The 16,461-nt window shown below is 65.2% G+C and carries 11 protein-coding genes and 2 pseudogenes; 7 read left to right on the top strand and 6 right to left on the bottom strand.

All coding sequences use genetic code 11. The features are described 5' to 3' along the window. The first annotated feature begins 142 nt into the window (after positions 1-142). Genes dpdJ through dpdD form a run of 3 tightly spaced genes read left to right on the top strand, consistent with a single transcriptional unit; the run spans position 143 to position 7,088 of the window. On the top strand, positions 143-4,501 hold the full coding sequence (dpdJ, locus tag D6270_RS13615; protein ID WP_225976839.1) for a protein DpdJ: 4,359 nt from the start codon (positions 143-145) through the stop codon (positions 4,499-4,501). Then, the gene (gene dpdK / locus D6270_RS13620; RefSeq protein ID WP_109165147.1) at positions 4,498-5,019 is read left to right on the top strand and encodes a phospholipase D-like domain-containing protein DpdK; all 522 of its coding nucleotides are present in this window, start codon (positions 4,498-4,500) and stop codon (positions 5,017-5,019) included. Before dpdJ ends, dpdK begins: the two co-directional genes overlap by 4 nt. Continuing rightward, positions 5,016-7,088, top strand: a complete 2,073-nt coding sequence (gene dpdD, locus D6270_RS13625; RefSeq protein WP_109165146.1) for a protein DpdD — start codon at positions 5,016-5,018, stop codon at positions 7,086-7,088. Before dpdK ends, dpdD begins: the two co-directional genes overlap by 4 nt. A gap of 440 nt (positions 7,089-7,528) precedes the next feature. Here the strand turns inward: dpdD and dbpB (D6270_RS13630) are convergent, their stop codons facing one another. The 4 genes from dbpB (D6270_RS13630) to D6270_RS33025 are packed head-to-tail and all read right to left on the bottom strand — an operon-like array spanning position 7,529 to position 11,581. Continuing rightward, positions 7,529-8,632 carry a DGQHR domain-containing protein DpdB gene (gene dbpB, locus D6270_RS13630; protein WP_109165145.1) on the bottom strand — a complete coding sequence of 368 codons (1,104 nt, stop codon included), beginning with the start codon at positions 8,630-8,632 and terminating at the stop codon, positions 7,529-7,531. A 38-nt stretch (positions 8,633-8,670) separates the two neighbouring features. Further along, complete coding sequence (dpdA, locus tag D6270_RS13635) at positions 8,671-9,891, bottom strand: tRNA-guanine transglycosylase DpdA (RefSeq protein ID WP_109165144.1); 1,221 nt, start codon at positions 9,889-9,891, stop codon at positions 8,671-8,673. Next, a complete protein-coding gene (dbpB, locus tag D6270_RS13640) occupies positions 9,888-11,021 on the bottom strand; it encodes a DGQHR domain-containing protein DpdB (protein ID WP_095709797.1) in 1,134 nt (377 codons plus the stop codon). Before dbpB (D6270_RS13640) ends, dpdA begins: the two co-directional genes overlap by 4 nt. Further along, positions 11,021-11,581 (bottom strand): hypothetical protein, encoded by a 561-nt coding sequence (locus D6270_RS33025; protein WP_225976840.1) that lies wholly within the window; start codon positions 11,579-11,581, stop codon positions 11,021-11,023. Before D6270_RS33025 ends, dbpB (D6270_RS13640) begins: the two co-directional genes overlap by 1 nt. 456 nt (positions 11,582-12,037) lie before the next feature. Between D6270_RS33025 and queC the strand changes: the two genes are divergently transcribed. Genes queC through D6270_RS13665 form a run of 4 tightly spaced genes read left to right on the top strand, consistent with a single transcriptional unit; the run spans position 12,038 to position 14,510 of the window. Next, positions 12,038-12,733, top strand: coding sequence for a 7-cyano-7-deazaguanine synthase QueC (gene queC / locus D6270_RS13650; protein WP_018551860.1), 696 nt, complete (start codon positions 12,038-12,040; stop codon positions 12,731-12,733). A gap of 2 nt (positions 12,734-12,735) precedes the next feature. Then, complete coding sequence (gene queE, locus D6270_RS13655; protein ID WP_109165142.1) at positions 12,736-13,371, top strand: 7-carboxy-7-deazaguanine synthase; 636 nt, start codon at positions 12,736-12,738, stop codon at positions 13,369-13,371. Continuing rightward, positions 13,371-13,727, top strand: a complete 357-nt coding sequence (gene queD / locus D6270_RS13660) for a 6-carboxytetrahydropterin synthase QueD (RefSeq protein ID WP_018551858.1) — start codon at positions 13,371-13,373, stop codon at positions 13,725-13,727. Before queE ends, queD begins: the two co-directional genes overlap by 1 nt. Before the next feature lie 3 nt (positions 13,728-13,730). Next, a complete protein-coding gene (locus D6270_RS13665; RefSeq protein WP_109165141.1) occupies positions 13,731-14,510 on the top strand; it encodes a GTP cyclohydrolase I FolE2 in 780 nt (259 codons plus the stop codon). 725 nt (positions 14,511-15,235) lie between these two features. Here the strand turns inward: D6270_RS13665 and D6270_RS13670 are convergent. Both D6270_RS13670 and D6270_RS33810 read right to left on the bottom strand, forming a co-directional pair. Then, positions 15,236-16,126, bottom strand: a pseudogene (locus D6270_RS13670) (ISAs1 family transposase); the annotation flags it as partial. Next, a pseudogene (locus D6270_RS33810) lies at positions 16,044-16,259 on the bottom strand (transposase family protein); the annotation flags it as partial. The pseudogenes D6270_RS13670 and D6270_RS33810, both read right to left, overlap by 83 nt. Between the last annotated feature and the right edge of the window lie 202 nt (positions 16,260-16,461).

A 16,461-nucleotide genomic window follows, 5' to 3' on the forward strand; every position in this document is an offset into this window, starting at 1 on the left:
TTTACAACCTGGTCCTCAACGCCCTCGAGGACCGCGAACTGCCTCTCGTGTCGTGGGGTATCACCGACGGATCCCTGACCGAGCATGAAGTCCTCGACGTCATAGAATCCTTGCTGCCCAAGGCCCCGCGGACGGCGCGCAGATGTCGAGCGAGGACCTGCTCTATGAGTTCCGCGACCGGGCCTGGCTCTTCAAAGTGCCCGACACCTCTCCTGCGCAGTACCGCACACGCCTTGCAGAGAGTGTCCGACTCGCAGCACAACTGCGGCAGCTTTTTCCCTGGCAAGCGCGGGATGAGTCCACACCGTGGTGGCAAAGCGGCAAGCGACTCGTGGCCGACTACCGCCTGCACACCGCGCCACGCCGCTACCCTCAACGCAACATTCCAGCAGCCACAGCACTGAAGGAACTGGACAGCCAACCAGGCTGGGGAGCCGTTCAACACCTGGTGGCGCAAACCCAGATCGGCGCCCGCGACCTCGCCCGCTTCCAGGTCGAGGCCACCGCGGCGGTGACTGGCGCCCTGCAACGCCCTCACTCCAGTGGCGTCATCGTGGGCGCTGGCACCGGCAGCGGCAAGACTCTGGCTTTTTATCTGCCAGCTTTTGCGGCCATGGCCGAGCGCGCTCGCCCCAACACCTTTCGCCTGCACACGCTCGCGTTGTATCCCCGCAAGGAACTTCTACGGGACCAGTTGCGCGAGGCATTGAGCACCGCACGCTCACTGGAGCCTGCCCTGCTGAAGTTGGGGCGTCGGCCGTTTCGACTGGGAGCCCTGTACGGAGACACGCCGTACCGCCAAGACGACACTCGCCTGCTACCCGGCGCCACGGGCCGTACTGCCTGGAAGCGCACGCGCGATGGCGCCGTCTGCCCGTACCTGACCTGCCCCGCGTGCGAGCGCGGTGAACTGCTGTGGCGTGATGCTGATCGCCGGAGCAATCAAGAGCGCCTGACCTGTCTGGCTCCAGCCTGCCGTGCCACCATTCCCCACGGCGTCCTTGCCCTGACTCGTAAATCTCAGGAAGACACACCTCCTGACCTGCTGTTCACGACAACCGAAATGCTCAACCTGAACAGCGCCGGTGGCGGGCTCAGCCGCCTGCTGGGCTGGCAAGGCGGCGCAGTGCCTTCCCTCGTCCTGCTTGACGAGGTACACACCTACTCGGGGATCCACGGAGCGCAAACCGCCCTGCTGCTGCGCCGTTGGCAGCACGCTGTCCGCAAACCGGTGGCTTTCGTCGGCCTGAGCGCGACCCTGCGCGATGCTGCAGGGTTCTTCGCCCGCCTGGTAGGACTGCGCGACAGCCGCGTGGAATACATTCAGCCCACCGATGACAGCATGGACCACGAGGGCCGCGAATACGCCTTGGCCTTGCGTGGCGATCCGATCGCAGGCAGCAGTTTGTTGTCGACGTCGATCCAGACAGCCATGCTCTTTGGGCGCATGCTCGATCCGGAAGAGGACGCGGCACTCTACGGCTCCACCGGATTCCTCTTCACCGACGACCTGGACGTCACCAATCGCTTCTACGACGATCTCAGGGACGCCGAAGGAGGACAAAACCGCTACGGTAAGCCGGGGAAGAAGCCGGTTCTTGCAGCGTTGCGGGCCCCGACGCGCGCCCAGCACCAGGCACGCTACCGTGAGGGCCAGTCGTGGGACCTCATGGAGAAAATCGGCCACGTACTCGCTGCTGGCAGGGCCAACCACGCCTTGCGCATCGCACGCACCTCCTCCCAGGACGTCGGAGTCGATCTCCAAGCGAACCTGACGGTGGCGACGGCCTCCCTCGAGGTCGGATTCAACGACCCCCGCGTGGGACTGGTACTCCAGCACAAGGCACCCCACGACGCGGCAGCCTTCATCCAGCGCCGCGGCCGGGCCGGCCGCCAACGCGCCATGCGCCCCCTGACCGTCATCACCCTCTCCGACTACGGTCGCGACCGTCTGGCCTACCAGGCCTACGAAACGCTGTTTCAGCCCGAAGTGCCCGCACGCCACCTTCCGGTCCACAATCGCTTCGTCATCAAGATTCAAGGAGCGCAATCACTGCTGGACTGGGCCGGGCGCAAGATCCGCCCCAGCCATTGGTGGGCCGACCCTCGAGGGCTGCTGACCGCACCCAGCGGGGGAAGCAGCAGCAAGGAAAAGAAGGCCGCTGGTGAAGCCTTGGCGCACCTGCTGGAGAGTCTGTTGACCACTCCCGCTCTCCAAGACGACCTGGCCCGCCACCTCAAGGCGTCACTGCACCTGACCGCCGACGACGTACAAGCCTTGCTGTGGGAAGAGCCGCGCTCCTTGCTCCTCAGCGTCGTTCCCACCGCGCTGCGCCGGCTGAAGAACGACTGGCAAGTCCTCCAGGACAAAGACCCCGGCGCCGAACCCAGAGCGGTGCTCCCGGAGTTCGTCACACGCACCCTGTTCGACCCCCTGAACGTGCCCGAAGTCGCCCTGATCCTGCCCTTCGCTGCGCAGCCCACAGCCAACACGGCTGAGCAGGACAGCGCCGATGAACTGCTGCCGATTGCCAGAGCCCTGCGCGAGGCCGTACCGGGAAGAATCAGCCGCCGCTACGGCCACCAGCACGACGACCACCGCACCTGGCTGCCCATCCCGCCGCTGGGCCAGGACACCCTGGAACTCGACAGCACCCTCGTGCCCGTCTCGACCGCCGAAGGCCGCTGGACCCCAACCCTCACCGGCCAAGAACCGTCAGACGTCGTCGTCCTTCGCCCGCACCGACTGCAATTGAGCAAGCCGGACAAGCAGGTCGCCGACCGGTCCCAAGGATTTCCTCTGTGGGGCTCACAACTCGTCGTCGAAGCCGGCGCACGCCCCTTGCCCGCCGATATTCCCCACCCCTCGCCCTGGGGACAACGCATCACCAGCGTGGGCTTCGCCACCCACGAGGCAGGCAACCCCATCGAGGTGCGCCGCATGACATGCGGATCGCGCTTTGAGGTCAGCTACGACGGGGGCACCACCGACGCACGCACCGTGCGCTACACCCTGAACGGGGAACCGGCCGCACTCGGCTTCCGACTGAACGTGGACGCAGCCTCCTTCACCCTGGCGCCCCTCGACACCAGCCACCCCCAGGTCGCCCAGTATCTGACCTCGCCCCAATGGCGCACCCTGGCCTTCTTCCACGCCGTCGACAGCGACGCCGCCCTCAGCGAGGTGACCAACCAATTCCAGCGCGGCTGGCTGGCCCTGGCCTACCTGACGTCGTTCTCCCTGCGAGGCCTGGCAGAAAACAGCCCCGCCCCGGCATCGATCCGCCAGATGCTCGCCACCGGAACCTGGCGAGACGACCTGAGCGAGATCCTCAGCGTGCTCTACCGCGACGACCCAGCTACATCACCCGCACAAAGCAACGAACGCCTCATCGCCACCCTCACCGAACTCAGCCAGCAACCCGTCGTCATCGACGCACTCGACCGCGCCGGACACCTCCTCGTGGCCTCGGACATCGCCCAGCGCACAGCCGACCTGGCACGACGTACCTACACCGACACCATGGCTGCAGCCATCTTGAGCGCCGCCCTTCGCGCCTGCCCCGACGCCCAAGACGGCGACCTGATTGTGGACGTGGAACTGCCCGCACACAGCCACAACGCGGCCGCGATCTGGCTCAGCGAAACCTCCATCGGAGGTCTAGGTGTCATCGAGCAGCTCTCCCGGCACTACGCCGAAGACCCGCGGCGCTTTTGGCGCCTGGTCGAATCAGCACTGACCCCCAACGACTACGAATACGTCGACTCCACCGTCACCCGACTCCTGCACCACGTGACCACCCAGCCCAACGGCAAGGCAGCACGTGCCATGGCAGCCCTGCGGGCCCACACCTCCGCCGCCGAATCCAACCAAGCGCTGACAACACTGCGCGAGGCCTGGAGCGACATCGACGGCCCCCCACGCCACAGCGCAGTGGCAGCACTGTCAACCCGGCTGCTGCGTCCCGGCAGCACTCCCGCCACCGACGCCAGTACACTGGCATTGGTCGAAGGATGGCGGTCCCTGGAACAACGCCTGGGCGTGGAAGTCGATGCCCGCGTCATCGCTTACGCCGTCGGATCAGGCCGCATGCCCACCGGCCCGGGACCGCGCCTTAGCGCCGACCAAGCCTTCAGCCTGCTCTGGCCGCGTGGCCGCGACGCCCGCAACCACCATCTCCAGCACTACCAGCCTTATCTCGACCGCCCCGCCAGCCTGGACCGACTCCTGGCCACCGCAGCACACGACGAACAACTGCCCCACATCGACGTCACCGAAGAAGGCTGGGAAGAGCGCTACCAAACCGCACTAGCCCAACACGCCGCCGCCGTGTTGACCGCAGACACCCAAGCCACCACCGCACTGGCCGACGCCATCGTCCGGGTGCCGGCCCTGCCGATCGACCGAGACGCGATGCGCGTACACGGAGAAATGCAAAGCATGAGCCGCCACGGCCAGCAATGGCACGTACGAGTGGACATCCGAGAGGCCACACAATGAATGGACTCCAGCGCCCCGTACGCACCGGCGGACCCACCGGTGAAAACCCCGACACCATTCTTGCCACGGCCCTGATGGGAGAACTTCTCTTCCCCGGACCCAGAATGTGGCTGGTCTCGCCCTGGATCAGCGACGTCCACGTCGTGGACAACAGCCACGGATCATACGACGACCTGTTCGGCGACACCCCTCCCAGCGCCTGCTCACTATCCGACCTCCTCGCCCGGATCGTGACCGCTGGCTCCGCCCTCACCGTCGTCACCCGCCCCGATCCCCACAACGCCCACTTCCTCGCCCGATTGCACCGCCGCACCCCTGCCCAATCCGTCCGCGTGGTGCAAGACGCCTCCGTCCACGAAAAGACCATCTGCGGCCGTGACTGGCTGCTCACCGGGTCAATGAACTTCACCGTGCGCGGCTTGTTGGAAAACGATGAAGCCGTGACCTACAAGGTGGGAGGCAGCCATGCAGGCCAGGCACGCCTCGAACTCGCCCAGCGCTGGAAGAAGCATCAGTGACCACCACACGCCAAAGCGCCCCAGCCTGGACCACACAGGACCTGGACGACCTCTTTCAGCGCTTCTTCGGCCCAGGCAACGACGCGTGGCCAGGAATGGATCCCGACCCCCGCAAGGGCAAACGAGCCCGGCCCTTCGTCGACCTGCTGCGCCGCAGTACTGACATTCCCCTCGTCCTGCCCCGCTACCAGCAAGCCCAGGACCGCTTCGCCATCTACGTCACCGCCCGTGACGAAGCACACGCGGCGCTCATGGCCCAGATCATCACCGCATTCGCCGGACCGACGTACCTCATCGACGCAGGCGTGCGTCCGTGCACCCTCGACGTCAACGACCCCATCGAGTCCGCACTGCTGGACCTCGCCGGCGAAGCAACCACCTTCCGCCTGGAAACCCACCCCAACCGCCGCTACCGCCAGAAACTGACCGACGTCGCCCTGCTCATGCAGCGCACCCTGGCCAGTCGCCCCCCTCGCCTGTGGCGCGTAACCAAACCCACGGGGCGACTCCTGGCCGAGTTCGACGCTGCCCTGGCCGCCGGCGGCGAAGCAGCCTCCCAAGCAACGCTCGAGCAGTTGGCAGCGCAAGGCGGCATCAACGCCGTCAACCTCGCCTACCTGCGCATCAAACGGCTCTCCCGCCTTGGCCTCGACCAGGAACTGCTCGACTACCCTGACCTGGGCGACATCGTGCGGCAAAACCCGCCGATCCCCGTCAAGGAAGCAGTGCTTAACGCTGTCTACGCATGCGACCTGCACGAACCACTCACCTGCGGTGACCTGCCAGGCGCCCAACAAGCCCTGCGCGATCGAGGCTTCCTCGCCCTTGCGCCCTTCGAAGATGCCCAAGCCTCATACTCCACTGAAGCCCTCACCGTCCTCCTCCTCGCCGCCGTGAGCCGAGAGGACTTGGCAAGCACCAAAACAGTTCTCACCACCCTCCAAAAGAACGCACCCCTCGAATCCCTTCCCTTGGCTCTTCGTAGCGCTATCACCGCGTTGCACAACGTCCAGCCGGACGGGATACCAACCCACCAGACAAGCAAATCCACCGAAACGCCCGAAGTTCCCGCCCCCGCGTCCCCGACACACCACGCGGACGCACCACCCACACCAGCAACTCCCACCTCCTGGCCGGAGTTGATGAGCGCGGTCGCCGACGGCCACGCCCACCTGACCAGCATCCTGGACCAGGAAGCGTGGACCGACTGGCCATCACCAGCCCAAGACGACCGGCACATCGCCACCGTGCTGGAGGACCTCCTCGACGACAGCCAGGCAAAAATCTGGCGATACGTGGGCGCCTTCATCGACAGCGTCGGGTACGGCCAGCCTGCCCCCTTGAGCGCACGCGCCCTGATCACCTGCGCACTGGCATACGACTGGCTCGGCCCAGGAGACCTGCTAGCCGTACAGGCCCTCACCGAAATCGTCCTGCGCTCCAGTCCTTCCGCCGCTACTTACAAACAACTGCTGGAAGAACTCGCCGACACCTGCGAACGCTGGGTGGCCCCCGAACGAGCCGCCATCGCACTGGACTTCGCCGACCGCCTCGTCATGGAAGCCAGCCCCGAGCCAAACGCACGCGAAACCTTCGCCCTGGCACTGCTGCTACCACTGAGCGTGCACCAGGGGCGCTTGGACCCCGGCGACCTGAGCATGGCGCGCCGCCTGTCCACGGAACTCGGCATTGAACTGGACTGGCAGAGCCAGCCCAGCGAAGGCGAAGCACAAGACGCCGAAGCAGAACTCAAGGCCGCAACGGGGTGCCAACTCCTGCTGTACTCCCTCGACGAACGAGTGCTCGACCGAGTCAGCGAGACGCTTCAGCAACTTGTCCCTGGCCTCAAAGTGACCGCTTCCCACGACAGCGTAGGAAGTTCCCAACTGCGTCAAAAAGCCCGACAGGCAGACGTGATCGTCTTGGCCACCCGCTGTGCCAAGCACGCCGCCACAGGGTTCATCACACAGCACGCAAAATCAGCTGTTACCGAATATGCGGACGGCAGTGGTTCGGCCTCTCTTCTGCGCGCGGCAATACACGGCTTGCTCCGCGCCGGCAAGGTTTGAGGTAGAAGCCCGCCTCGCTTACGTTGCCGTCACCCGGGCCCGCGACCGCCTCGACCTCGGCGTGTGAGGCTCATAAAGTCATCGCTGCTGGTCGGCACCCGCCTACAGGCTCGTCGACGGGGACTTGTAATGCTGCCCTGATGATCGTGTCCCTGCTCTACCGCACCGCATCGACGCCCACTTGACCGGACTCCCTGCAGGCACCACACGCCGCACCCACTTCGCCGACCTCACACCCCGACCCCGCCGGAAGCCCCGCACACCACCCGCGAATCGGGCGACAGTCCCACAGGGCCGGGTCGGTATCCGTGGTGCGTGCCATCGTGGATGCGCTGCAGGATGGGTCTGTCCAATTGGCAGCCGCCGAGGACGGGCGCAAGCACGGCAGATGAGGGGCATTCACCGTGTCCGATCCAGGCACGGTGAACCCAGTCGGCCGGTCAGCCCCGCACGGTGCGCACCAGCAGGTCGGTGAGCAGGCGGATGTCGTTGGGGGTGTTTTGCAGGCCATTCCAGCGGCGCTGTTCGCCGTCGGGGAAGCGCCACATGCCGGAGGTCCAAGCGGTGACCGGCATCAGGCTCAGGATGGCGTTGCGGACCCGGTCGCAGTCGACGTCTTCGGCGGCCATGCCGTCGGTGAGGCTATCCATGACGAAACCCATGGCTTGGATGCCTGCTCCGTGGCTGAGGCGGGACTGGCGGGGCGGGAGCTTCCAGGCGTCGCTGAAGGTTTCCTGCACGATGGTCCAAAAGGAGCGCAGGTGCAGCAGCATGCGTTCGACGTCGCCGGAGCCGTCTTCGGGGTTGCGGTACTGGTAGAGGGCCCCTTCGAAGAGGCTGTGCTCCAGCATGCGCAGCAGGCTGGTGTCTTTGATGTTGCCGTGGGGGGAGGTGGGGCTGGCGACGCGGCCGTAGAAGGGGCCCTCGCCGTCGATGTTGAGGCGAGTCATCAACCGCGCTGGCAGGCGCTTGCGGGCGTAGGAGGGAGGGAGGTGTCCGCTGGTTTCGGGCAGCAGTTCGTGGATGAGGCCCTTGGGTAGCGGCTTGGTGGAGTTGACCAGGATGAACTGGGAGCGCTGATCTTGTTGATCGTCGGCGATGAATCCGACGGCGGCTACGGGGAATTCGGCCAGGTCCGCGTCGCGGATGGCGGCGCTGCGCTGCTGTCCGTCCACGATCAGGGCGGGCTTTTCCTCATCGGGAAGGGATTCGTCGACGGGGATGACCAATTCTCCCGGGACGGAGTAGTCGACGCCGGCAGCCCGGCGTGCTCCGGTCTCGAACCTGACGGACTCGTCGAACGCCAGGACCAGGGCGTTGGGGAGCATGGCGTTGTCGGACTCGAGGTAGCGGCGGATGCCCCGGATGTGGCTGAGGACTTCGGGTCGCTGGTAGCCCTGCAGGCTGCTGCTGTCGTCCCGCCGGACGCGGGAGACGGCGGCGAAGCTGTGGATCTTCTTTCCGTCGACAGCGAAGCAGTAGATTTTTCGGTCACCCTGACGCACTTCAAGTGCGGGGAGCCTGAGTTCGTAGCGGTCGGCCATCGCATCTCCTGACATGGATAAAAAGTAGAGGGCGGATCTTACCCGAAGGTGAGTGATCGCATTTTCGCTTCGAGCACGGTCAAATTATGAAATCCGCGACGCTTGTTTCGCTCACTCCCCCGGAATATCACGATCTCAATTCCGTGCTTCTCACACAGGGCGCAGGGACAGATGCGCCAGGGCGCATCGCTCAGGGTGCGCTCGTACACTTCGAGGTAGCTTTTCTTTTTGGGCCCGAGTACGAGGGATTCGTAGGTTCCGAGGGCAGTCAGGACCTCCTCTATGGACGTGTCCTCGCGATCGAATTCGCGCAGGGCGCGCAGGCTGGCTCGCTCGGCGGCGATTGCTTCTGCCTGCGACACGTTCCCGGACAGGATGAGCCGCTTGAGTGCGGGGTTTCCGTCGACTTGGGGGACCCTGATGGCCGTGTAGGAGTCGGTGGCCGAGTGGTAGTTATTGCGGTCATCCATGAAGGCCTGACGGAAGGCGGAGGTACTGTCGAAACTGGTCACGCCGTGACGGGCGAACTGTTCCATGCTGTCCACCCGGTTGATGCCGAGGAGATGCAGTCCTGTTCCCGGGGAGCGAATGTCGTCGATGGCGCGCAGGCAGGAGAGGATTTCGTGCGATTTGAGGGGAACCATGCCGCCCAGTGCGATGCGCCGGTAACCCATCTTCTGCAACTGCTTCACGCTGTGCGCGTAGCTTTGCGGGCCCCAACCCTGTGCTGCACCGACCGGTTCGAAGTGCGCGCCTGATTTTCGTGTTGCGGTAATGAATTCTTCGGCAAGTTCCAGGGAGATTTGCTGCCGGGTGATCCAGGCGTCTTCGGGCTGCTTATCAGACTCTTCGGGAATATACCCGAAGATAATGTGGTCGATACTAATTCCCGCATCGAATCCACAACGGCCGTAGAAGTCCATGACTTCATCCACCTCGTAAGGCGGACGCTCTTCGTCTATATAGTTGAAGGCGCCACAGTCACCGATGGTGGCACAGGCTTCGGGGAGACGGAAGAAATTTCTCACGCCCAGCCGGTAGAAACGCTCGCGCTGCGGGGAGGAGTATTTTCCCGAGCCTTTCACGGATCCGTCGACGACCGCCTTGCTGACGAGGATCCCGTCGTAGGGGATCGGCGTCACAACCTGGTGAGCGTAGACGTCGTCCCGTTGGCGCACTCGGTAGGGCGAGTACTCGTCGTTGACGAAGTCGTAGGTGGGGCTCACCAGGTCCTGGCTGTCAGGAAAATAGAATTTCACGCCGCTTTTGCCTTTTCCTGCACATAGATACGGAGGAGGTAGTTCGACAGGGTGCTGATGTGGCGCGGGTTGTTCTGGAGTTCGTTCCAAGGGATGTTCAGGTCCGGCCAGCGCCCGTCGGTCCAACGGCAGTGCGGTGCGACTAGTGCGAGTTCGGCCCGTGCCTGCTCGAGCGCATGGGGGGATGCAGGCGGGATGGCCATCATTACGCGGTCCATGAGACGCCCCATGGAGCGGATGCCCACTCCGTGCATCAGCCGACTCCGAGTCGCCGGCAGGCCCCACGCTTCCGGGAAGGTGTCCCGGACGGCATTCCAATAGATGACAAGAATCTGCCGGATGGTGGCGGTGTCGACGGTGCCGTTGGACAGATTTTTGTAGGGGAAGAAAACACCCGAAGGGGAGTTGAGGGATTCCTGTATGGCCGTGGTGAGGCTGTTGTCGGTGACGACAGCCTCCGCTTTCTGCTCGGCCGTGGTGGAAGGGCGGCGCACCAACCCGTGGAAGGGCGAATCCTTGTCCTGATTGAGGGCTTCGACCAGGACCGAGGGGAGTTTCCTGGCGGACAGTTTGGTCGGCAGCACCGTGCCGACTTCGGGAAGCAGTTCGGTGACGAGGTTGGTCGGCAGCGGGGAGACCGTGTTCACGCGCAGGAACTGGTCTCGCTGGGTTTCCAGGTCTTCGGCGACAAACCCGGCGATGGTCACGGCCAGGCGGGTGTTGCGGGTGCGGGCCAGAGCGAGGCTGCGCTGCTGGCCGTCGACGATCCAGGCCGGCCGGGGGGCATCGGGGGAATCGGGCAGAGAGATCTCCAGCGTCCCGGAGGTACACAGGCCGTCGCTGCTGCTGGGGCCGGGGCTGGACTTGAACCGCACACTGGAGGGCAAGGCGAGGATCAGTCCGTTGGGAAAGAGGACCTCGTCACTGTCGAGATACTCCAGGATCTGCTTGACGTGCTGCTTTTTCTCGGGGCGCTGGTAGCCGATGAGCCTGCCGGCCTCGTCCCGGGAGATCCGCGCGACGTCGGCGACCTGGTGCACCTCTTCTGCCGCCAACGTGAACACATACAGCGGGATCGTGGGGTGCTGCTCGATCCGCAGGGCCCGACGCTTAAGCACAGTGAAAGTCATCAGCGGCCAATCGTTGATGTGTACAGGTCTGCGAAGCGCCTCTGTTCACAGGCCATCCCCTTGTCTCTGAAGAGACGCAGCAGACGAGTGCGGGAGGAGTCGGGGTGGAGGGCCTTCATCTCTTTGATGAAGGCGATCACCAGCTCGTCCGACATAGGTGTGCGTGCGTAACGTTCGGGCCGGGCCGCCTGAGAGGCCCAGGCATCCCAACGCGCCTGCGCCTCAGGGCTGATGAGGCGGCCCGGCGTGCAGTGCTCGAGCCAGGAGGCTGCCATGCGGGTGTTCAAGCTGGTGAGGGTTCCGCCGAGGGCCTGCCGCAGGGCGGCATTGGCCGGCACCCGCAGCACCCCGTCCAGATCGCAGGCGCCCCCGATCAGCACCACCTCGGCGTCGGCGGCCGCGAGCCCGCGCAAGTCCCGCTGCATGGCCTGGGCGTAGGTCTCCGACAGCACCACCAGTGCCCGTCCGGCGGCCGTGGCGATCTTAGACAGATCGCTGGCGCCGTCCAGGTGCTGCAGGTGATCCCACCACCGGGATGCTTCATGACTGGAGAAAGCCACGGAATCTGCGTGTCGTGGTACGAAAGTCGCTGCATACGACGGCGCCAGGCTGGAGACTTGCCGTAGGCCCAGGCCGGCCGAGGCTACATAGAGACGAGGGACAAACCCTGCTCGAGCTGCGGCGTCGGTGAGAGCGAGCGCACGCCGCCACTGATCCCCCTGGTAGAGATCCTGCAGTTTCGCCTGCCGGCCCTGGACTGCCTGCAGGCGGCGTGCCCATTCCGCGGCTCGCTGCGGCAGGTCGCCGCTGGGCAGGGTGCGGGCTTGCAGGTCCGCGGGGGGTGGTGAGGCCTTCCGGTCCGTGCACGTGACCACGATGGGCAACTCGTTCACTGCGACTCGACCCCTGGCTTCCGTAACTCGATTTTTGTTGTGGTTACTGTAGCCGGTAGTTAGGGGGGTAGGCTGCACCTGCCTCAACTGAGGAAACTGGACTGCAGATAGGGGAGTGACAGCATGGACCGTCCCGCGATCGTGTTGCTGAGCGGCGGCCTGGACTCGACCACGGTGCTGGCCATCGCCAAGGACCAGGGATTCACTCCCTACGCGCTCAGCTTCCGCTACGGCCAGCGGCACAGCATCGAGCTGGAGGCGGCTCAGCGCGTGGCGCAGACCCAGGGCGTGGCCCGGCACGTCATTGCCGACATCGATCTGCGGGTTTTCGGCGGCTCTGCCCTGACCTCCGACATCGAGGTGCCCAAGCACGAGACGCTGGAGGACGTCGAGGAGGGCGGGGTGCCGATCACGTATGTGCCGGCCCGCAACACGATCTTCCTCTCATTCGCGCTGGCGTTCGCCGAGACGGTCGGTGCCAGCGACATCTTCACCGGGGTCACAGCCGTGGACTACAGCGGCTACCCCGACTGCCGCCCCGAGTACATGGAGGCCTTCGCCACCATGGCCAACCTGGCCACCCGAGCTGGGGTGGAAGGAACCTCCAAGATCACCCTGCATTCCCCCCTGATCGCGCTGTCCAAGGCCGACATCGTGCGCGAGGGCCTGCGACTGGGCGTGGACTACTCCCTTACTTCCTCTTGCTACGACCCCGACGAGCAGGGGCAGGCCTGCGGTAAGTGCGACACCTGCCTGCTGCGCCTGAAGGGCTTCGCTGAAGCCGGCGTGAAGGACCCCGTCCGGTATCAGAGCGCCTGAGCATGACCTATCTGATCAAGGAAATCTTCTACACCCTGCAGGGAGAAGGCAGCCACGCAGGGCGTCCGGCGGTCTTCTGCCGCTTCTCCCGCTGCAACCTGTGGACAGGCCGGGAACAGGACAGGGCCCGCGCTATCTGCCAGTTCTGCGACACCGACTTCGTCGGCACCGACGGTGAAGGTGGCGGCCGCTTTCGCACCCCGCAGGACCTAGCCGATGCCGTGGAGGCCGCCTGGCCCACGACCGATCGAGCCCACCGGTTCGTGGTGTGCACCGGTGGAGAGCCCCTGCTGCAACTGGATGAAGAAACCATCGAGGCTCTGCACGAGCGCGGCTTCGAAGTCGCAGTGGAAACCAACGGCACTCGCCCCGCCCCACGAGGGATCGACTGGCTGTGCGTCAGCCCCAAGATCGGCTCCACTCTGGCCCTCACCCAGGGTGACGAACTGAAACTGGTCTACCCGCAGGTCGGCGGTGACCCCGCCCAGTTCGAAGAACTGGACTTCCGGCACTTCAGGCTGCAACCGCTGGATGACGCTCACCGTGAAGCCCATACCCGTGCCACCGTCGAATACTGCATGAAGAACCCGCGCTGGACTCTCTCCCTCCAGACGCACAAGTATCTGGGAATTCAGTAATGGAAATCTTTCGCGAGTTCACCTTCGAAGCAGCGCACCGCCTGCCGCGCGTACCTGAGGGCCACAAGTGTGCCCGCCTCCACGGCCACTCCTACAAGGTGATCGTGCACGTCGAAGCCCCCGTCGATGCAGAACTGGGCTGGGTGATGGACTTCGGCGACATCAAGCGGGCCTTCAAGCCCATCGATGCTCAACTCGACCACTACTACCTGAACGACATCGAAGGCCTGGACAACCCCACCAGCGAGAACCTGGCCCGCTGGATCTGGGACCGGCTGATCGGCGAACTTCCCGCACTGTCCGAGATCACCGTGCGGGAAACCTGCACCTCCGGTTGCACTTATCGAGGCGTGTAAGGCATGCACGACATCCAAAACGAAGCCGACCGCCGCGGCATTTCCATCGACGAGGTGGGCATCAGCGGCCTGCGTTACCCCCTCACCTTCGACGACGGCTACACCCGACAGAAGGGCATTGCTGACATCAGCGTCACCGTCGGCCTGCAAGCCGACCGGCGCGGCACCCACATGAGCCGCATGATCGCGCTCGTGCACGAGGAAGTCGCCACGCTGACCCCGCAGGAGTTTCCCATCGCTCTCAAGCGTGGCCTCGCCCTGCTCGATGCACCGGCTCTCACCCTCACCCTGACCCTGCCCATCGCCACGGCTGTCACCGCCCCCGCCAGCCAGCGGGAATCCTGGCAGGCCCACGACGTCACCGTCACCGGCCGCATCACCGCTTCCGGATGCACTGTCACCACCTCGGTGACCACGCACGTCACCAGCCTGTGCCCCTGCTCCAAAGCCATCTCCGACTACGGCGCCCACAACCAACGCAGCGAGATCACCCTGGAGATCACCGGCACCGACGACACCCCTTATCCCCTACCGGTCCACGAGATCATCCAGATGCTGCGTGCCACTGGCTCCGCTCCCGTCATCCCGCTTATCAAGCGGCCTGATGAACGCGTCGTCACCATGCAGGCCTACGACCACCCCGTGTTCGTCGAAGACATCATCCGGGACATAAGCCTCACCTGCCGAGACAAAGGGCTGACCCACACCGTCACGGCGAAGAACCTGGAAAGCATCCACAGCCACGACGCCATCGCGAGCCTCACTTACAACAACCACCACTGACCCGCCACAGGCGGCAGGGCCTCGGCGTAGTCGCGTTGCGTCCGGTTTGTGATCATCCGAGGCCGAGGAGTGCGAGGGGCCATCGGGGATCGCGGGCGTTGCGTCGCAGGCCCGCGACGCAACGTTGGAGCACAACGGTCCCTTAAAGCGGGTCGCCGCAACTCCTACAGGTGTCTTCGTCATCGTCGTACATAACGCCGCAGCAGTACGTGGGGCCGCCGCTGACTTCATAGCAAGCACTACACATCTGAGACTCGTCGTCCCAGTCAGTCGCGTTCTCGACGGGATCGTCACACCCTGTACAGACAAGCGCTGTCACCGCGCGTCACCCCCAGCAATCGGAGGAGGTAAACGGAGAGCAGTAATCGCTGTCGTGTCGCTCGGAGTAGTCGCTCATGTTGGCTGTCGGCTTACCACAGTTCGGACACGTGGGGTGTTCACCCGGACATGTGCGGTTGTTGTGCCCATCGAGTCCACATACCCTGCATGCCATGACGACAGAGTAGATGAACCTCAGCCGTCGGACCCAGGGCTTCGGCAAAGACTGGATGACGTCCGGTTTGTGATCATGCGAGGCCGAGGAACGCGAGGGGTCGGCAGGCGTTGCGTGCGTTGCGGCGGAGGCCGGCGGCCATGTTCTTGACGCCGCCCAGCCGCATGGCGCCGATGGCGAGATTGCGCCAAGTCGCCATCGCTCGGTGTGCATTGCCTGTCCGCAGTTGGGAGGCGTCCTCGGCGAAGGTGGTGTCGCGGACGTGGTGCAGGGCCTCGATCTTCCAGTGATCCCGGACCAGCTGTGCGAGCCGGGCGGGGGCGGCCTGCTCGGCGGCCAGGCTGGTCACCGCGTAGACGGTGGTGATGGTGGTCTTGCCGGTCTTGCGGTCGGTGCGGCGGCGCTTGATCTGGACGGCCTGGCAGGCGCCGGGAAAGAGTAGGTTGTTCACGGTGGCGACCTTGATTCGGCGGATCTCCACGCGGCCGTGGCCGCTGCCGCGCGTGCGCCCCTGGAGCGGGATGCCCTTCCAGGGAAGGGACTTCAGCTGCTTGCGCAGTTTCTTCTGATTGCCCTTGACGATCGCGATGGAGTGGGCCCGCCGGCCCAGAAGGTAGCCGGCGTGCTCGCGCTGGGTATGCAGTGCATCGCTGGTGACGACCGTCCCGGCCAGGTCGGCGACGGTGTCCAGCAGCGGCTGGAAGCAGGTGGTCTCGCCGGTCTTCTCACCGACGTCGAACTGGGCCAGGACCAGGCCGGTGTTGTGCTCCACCGCCGCAAGAAGGTGGATCTTCCGTCCCCTCGCCCTGGCCGCGCCGCGCAGCGACTTGCCGTCCACGGACAGTCCGCGCAACCCGGAGCCGACGGGGCAGCGGTCGGCGAGCCAGCCGCCCACCGCCCGGTCCAGGGCGTCGCCGTCGACGCGCGCGAGCAGGCGGCGCACCGTCGTCTCGGCCGGCACCCAGCCGCCTGGGCAGCACCGGATCGGGGCGCACGCCGAGCCGTTCCAGCACCTGGGGCGGCGCGTCCGCGATCCACTCGCCGACTGCCAGCAGCGAAGTCGCCCCCGCCAGCACCGCGCACGCGGCCAGGGCGAGGGCAATGGCCAACGCGTGACGCACACCGCGAGGGTCCCGTGGGTCCGGCACCTCGGCCAGCCGTTCCAGCAGGCCCGCCACCTCCCCGGGCCCGACGCCGGGCTGCCCGCGGAGATGGTCAAGGGCAGGCGGAATCGGCAATGATGCGTCGGCAGGCACGGTCTTCCAGGCAGGTCACGAGGCGTAGAGAACTCCATGATCTTGGAAATCCGCGCCTGTCCTACCTCCGGAACACCTACCGGTCAATGAACCGTCACCAACCGGACCAGGGCTGACTACGCCGAAGCCCTGCCACAGGCGGCCCCGCCACCACCACGAGACGATCAATATGGCGACTCCCCGTCCGGGTCGCACCAACCGA

The sequence above is a fragment of the Streptomyces griseus subsp. griseus genome, from assembly GCF_003610995.1.
Classification (GTDB): Bacteria; Actinomycetota; Actinomycetes; order Streptomycetales; family Streptomycetaceae; genus Streptomyces.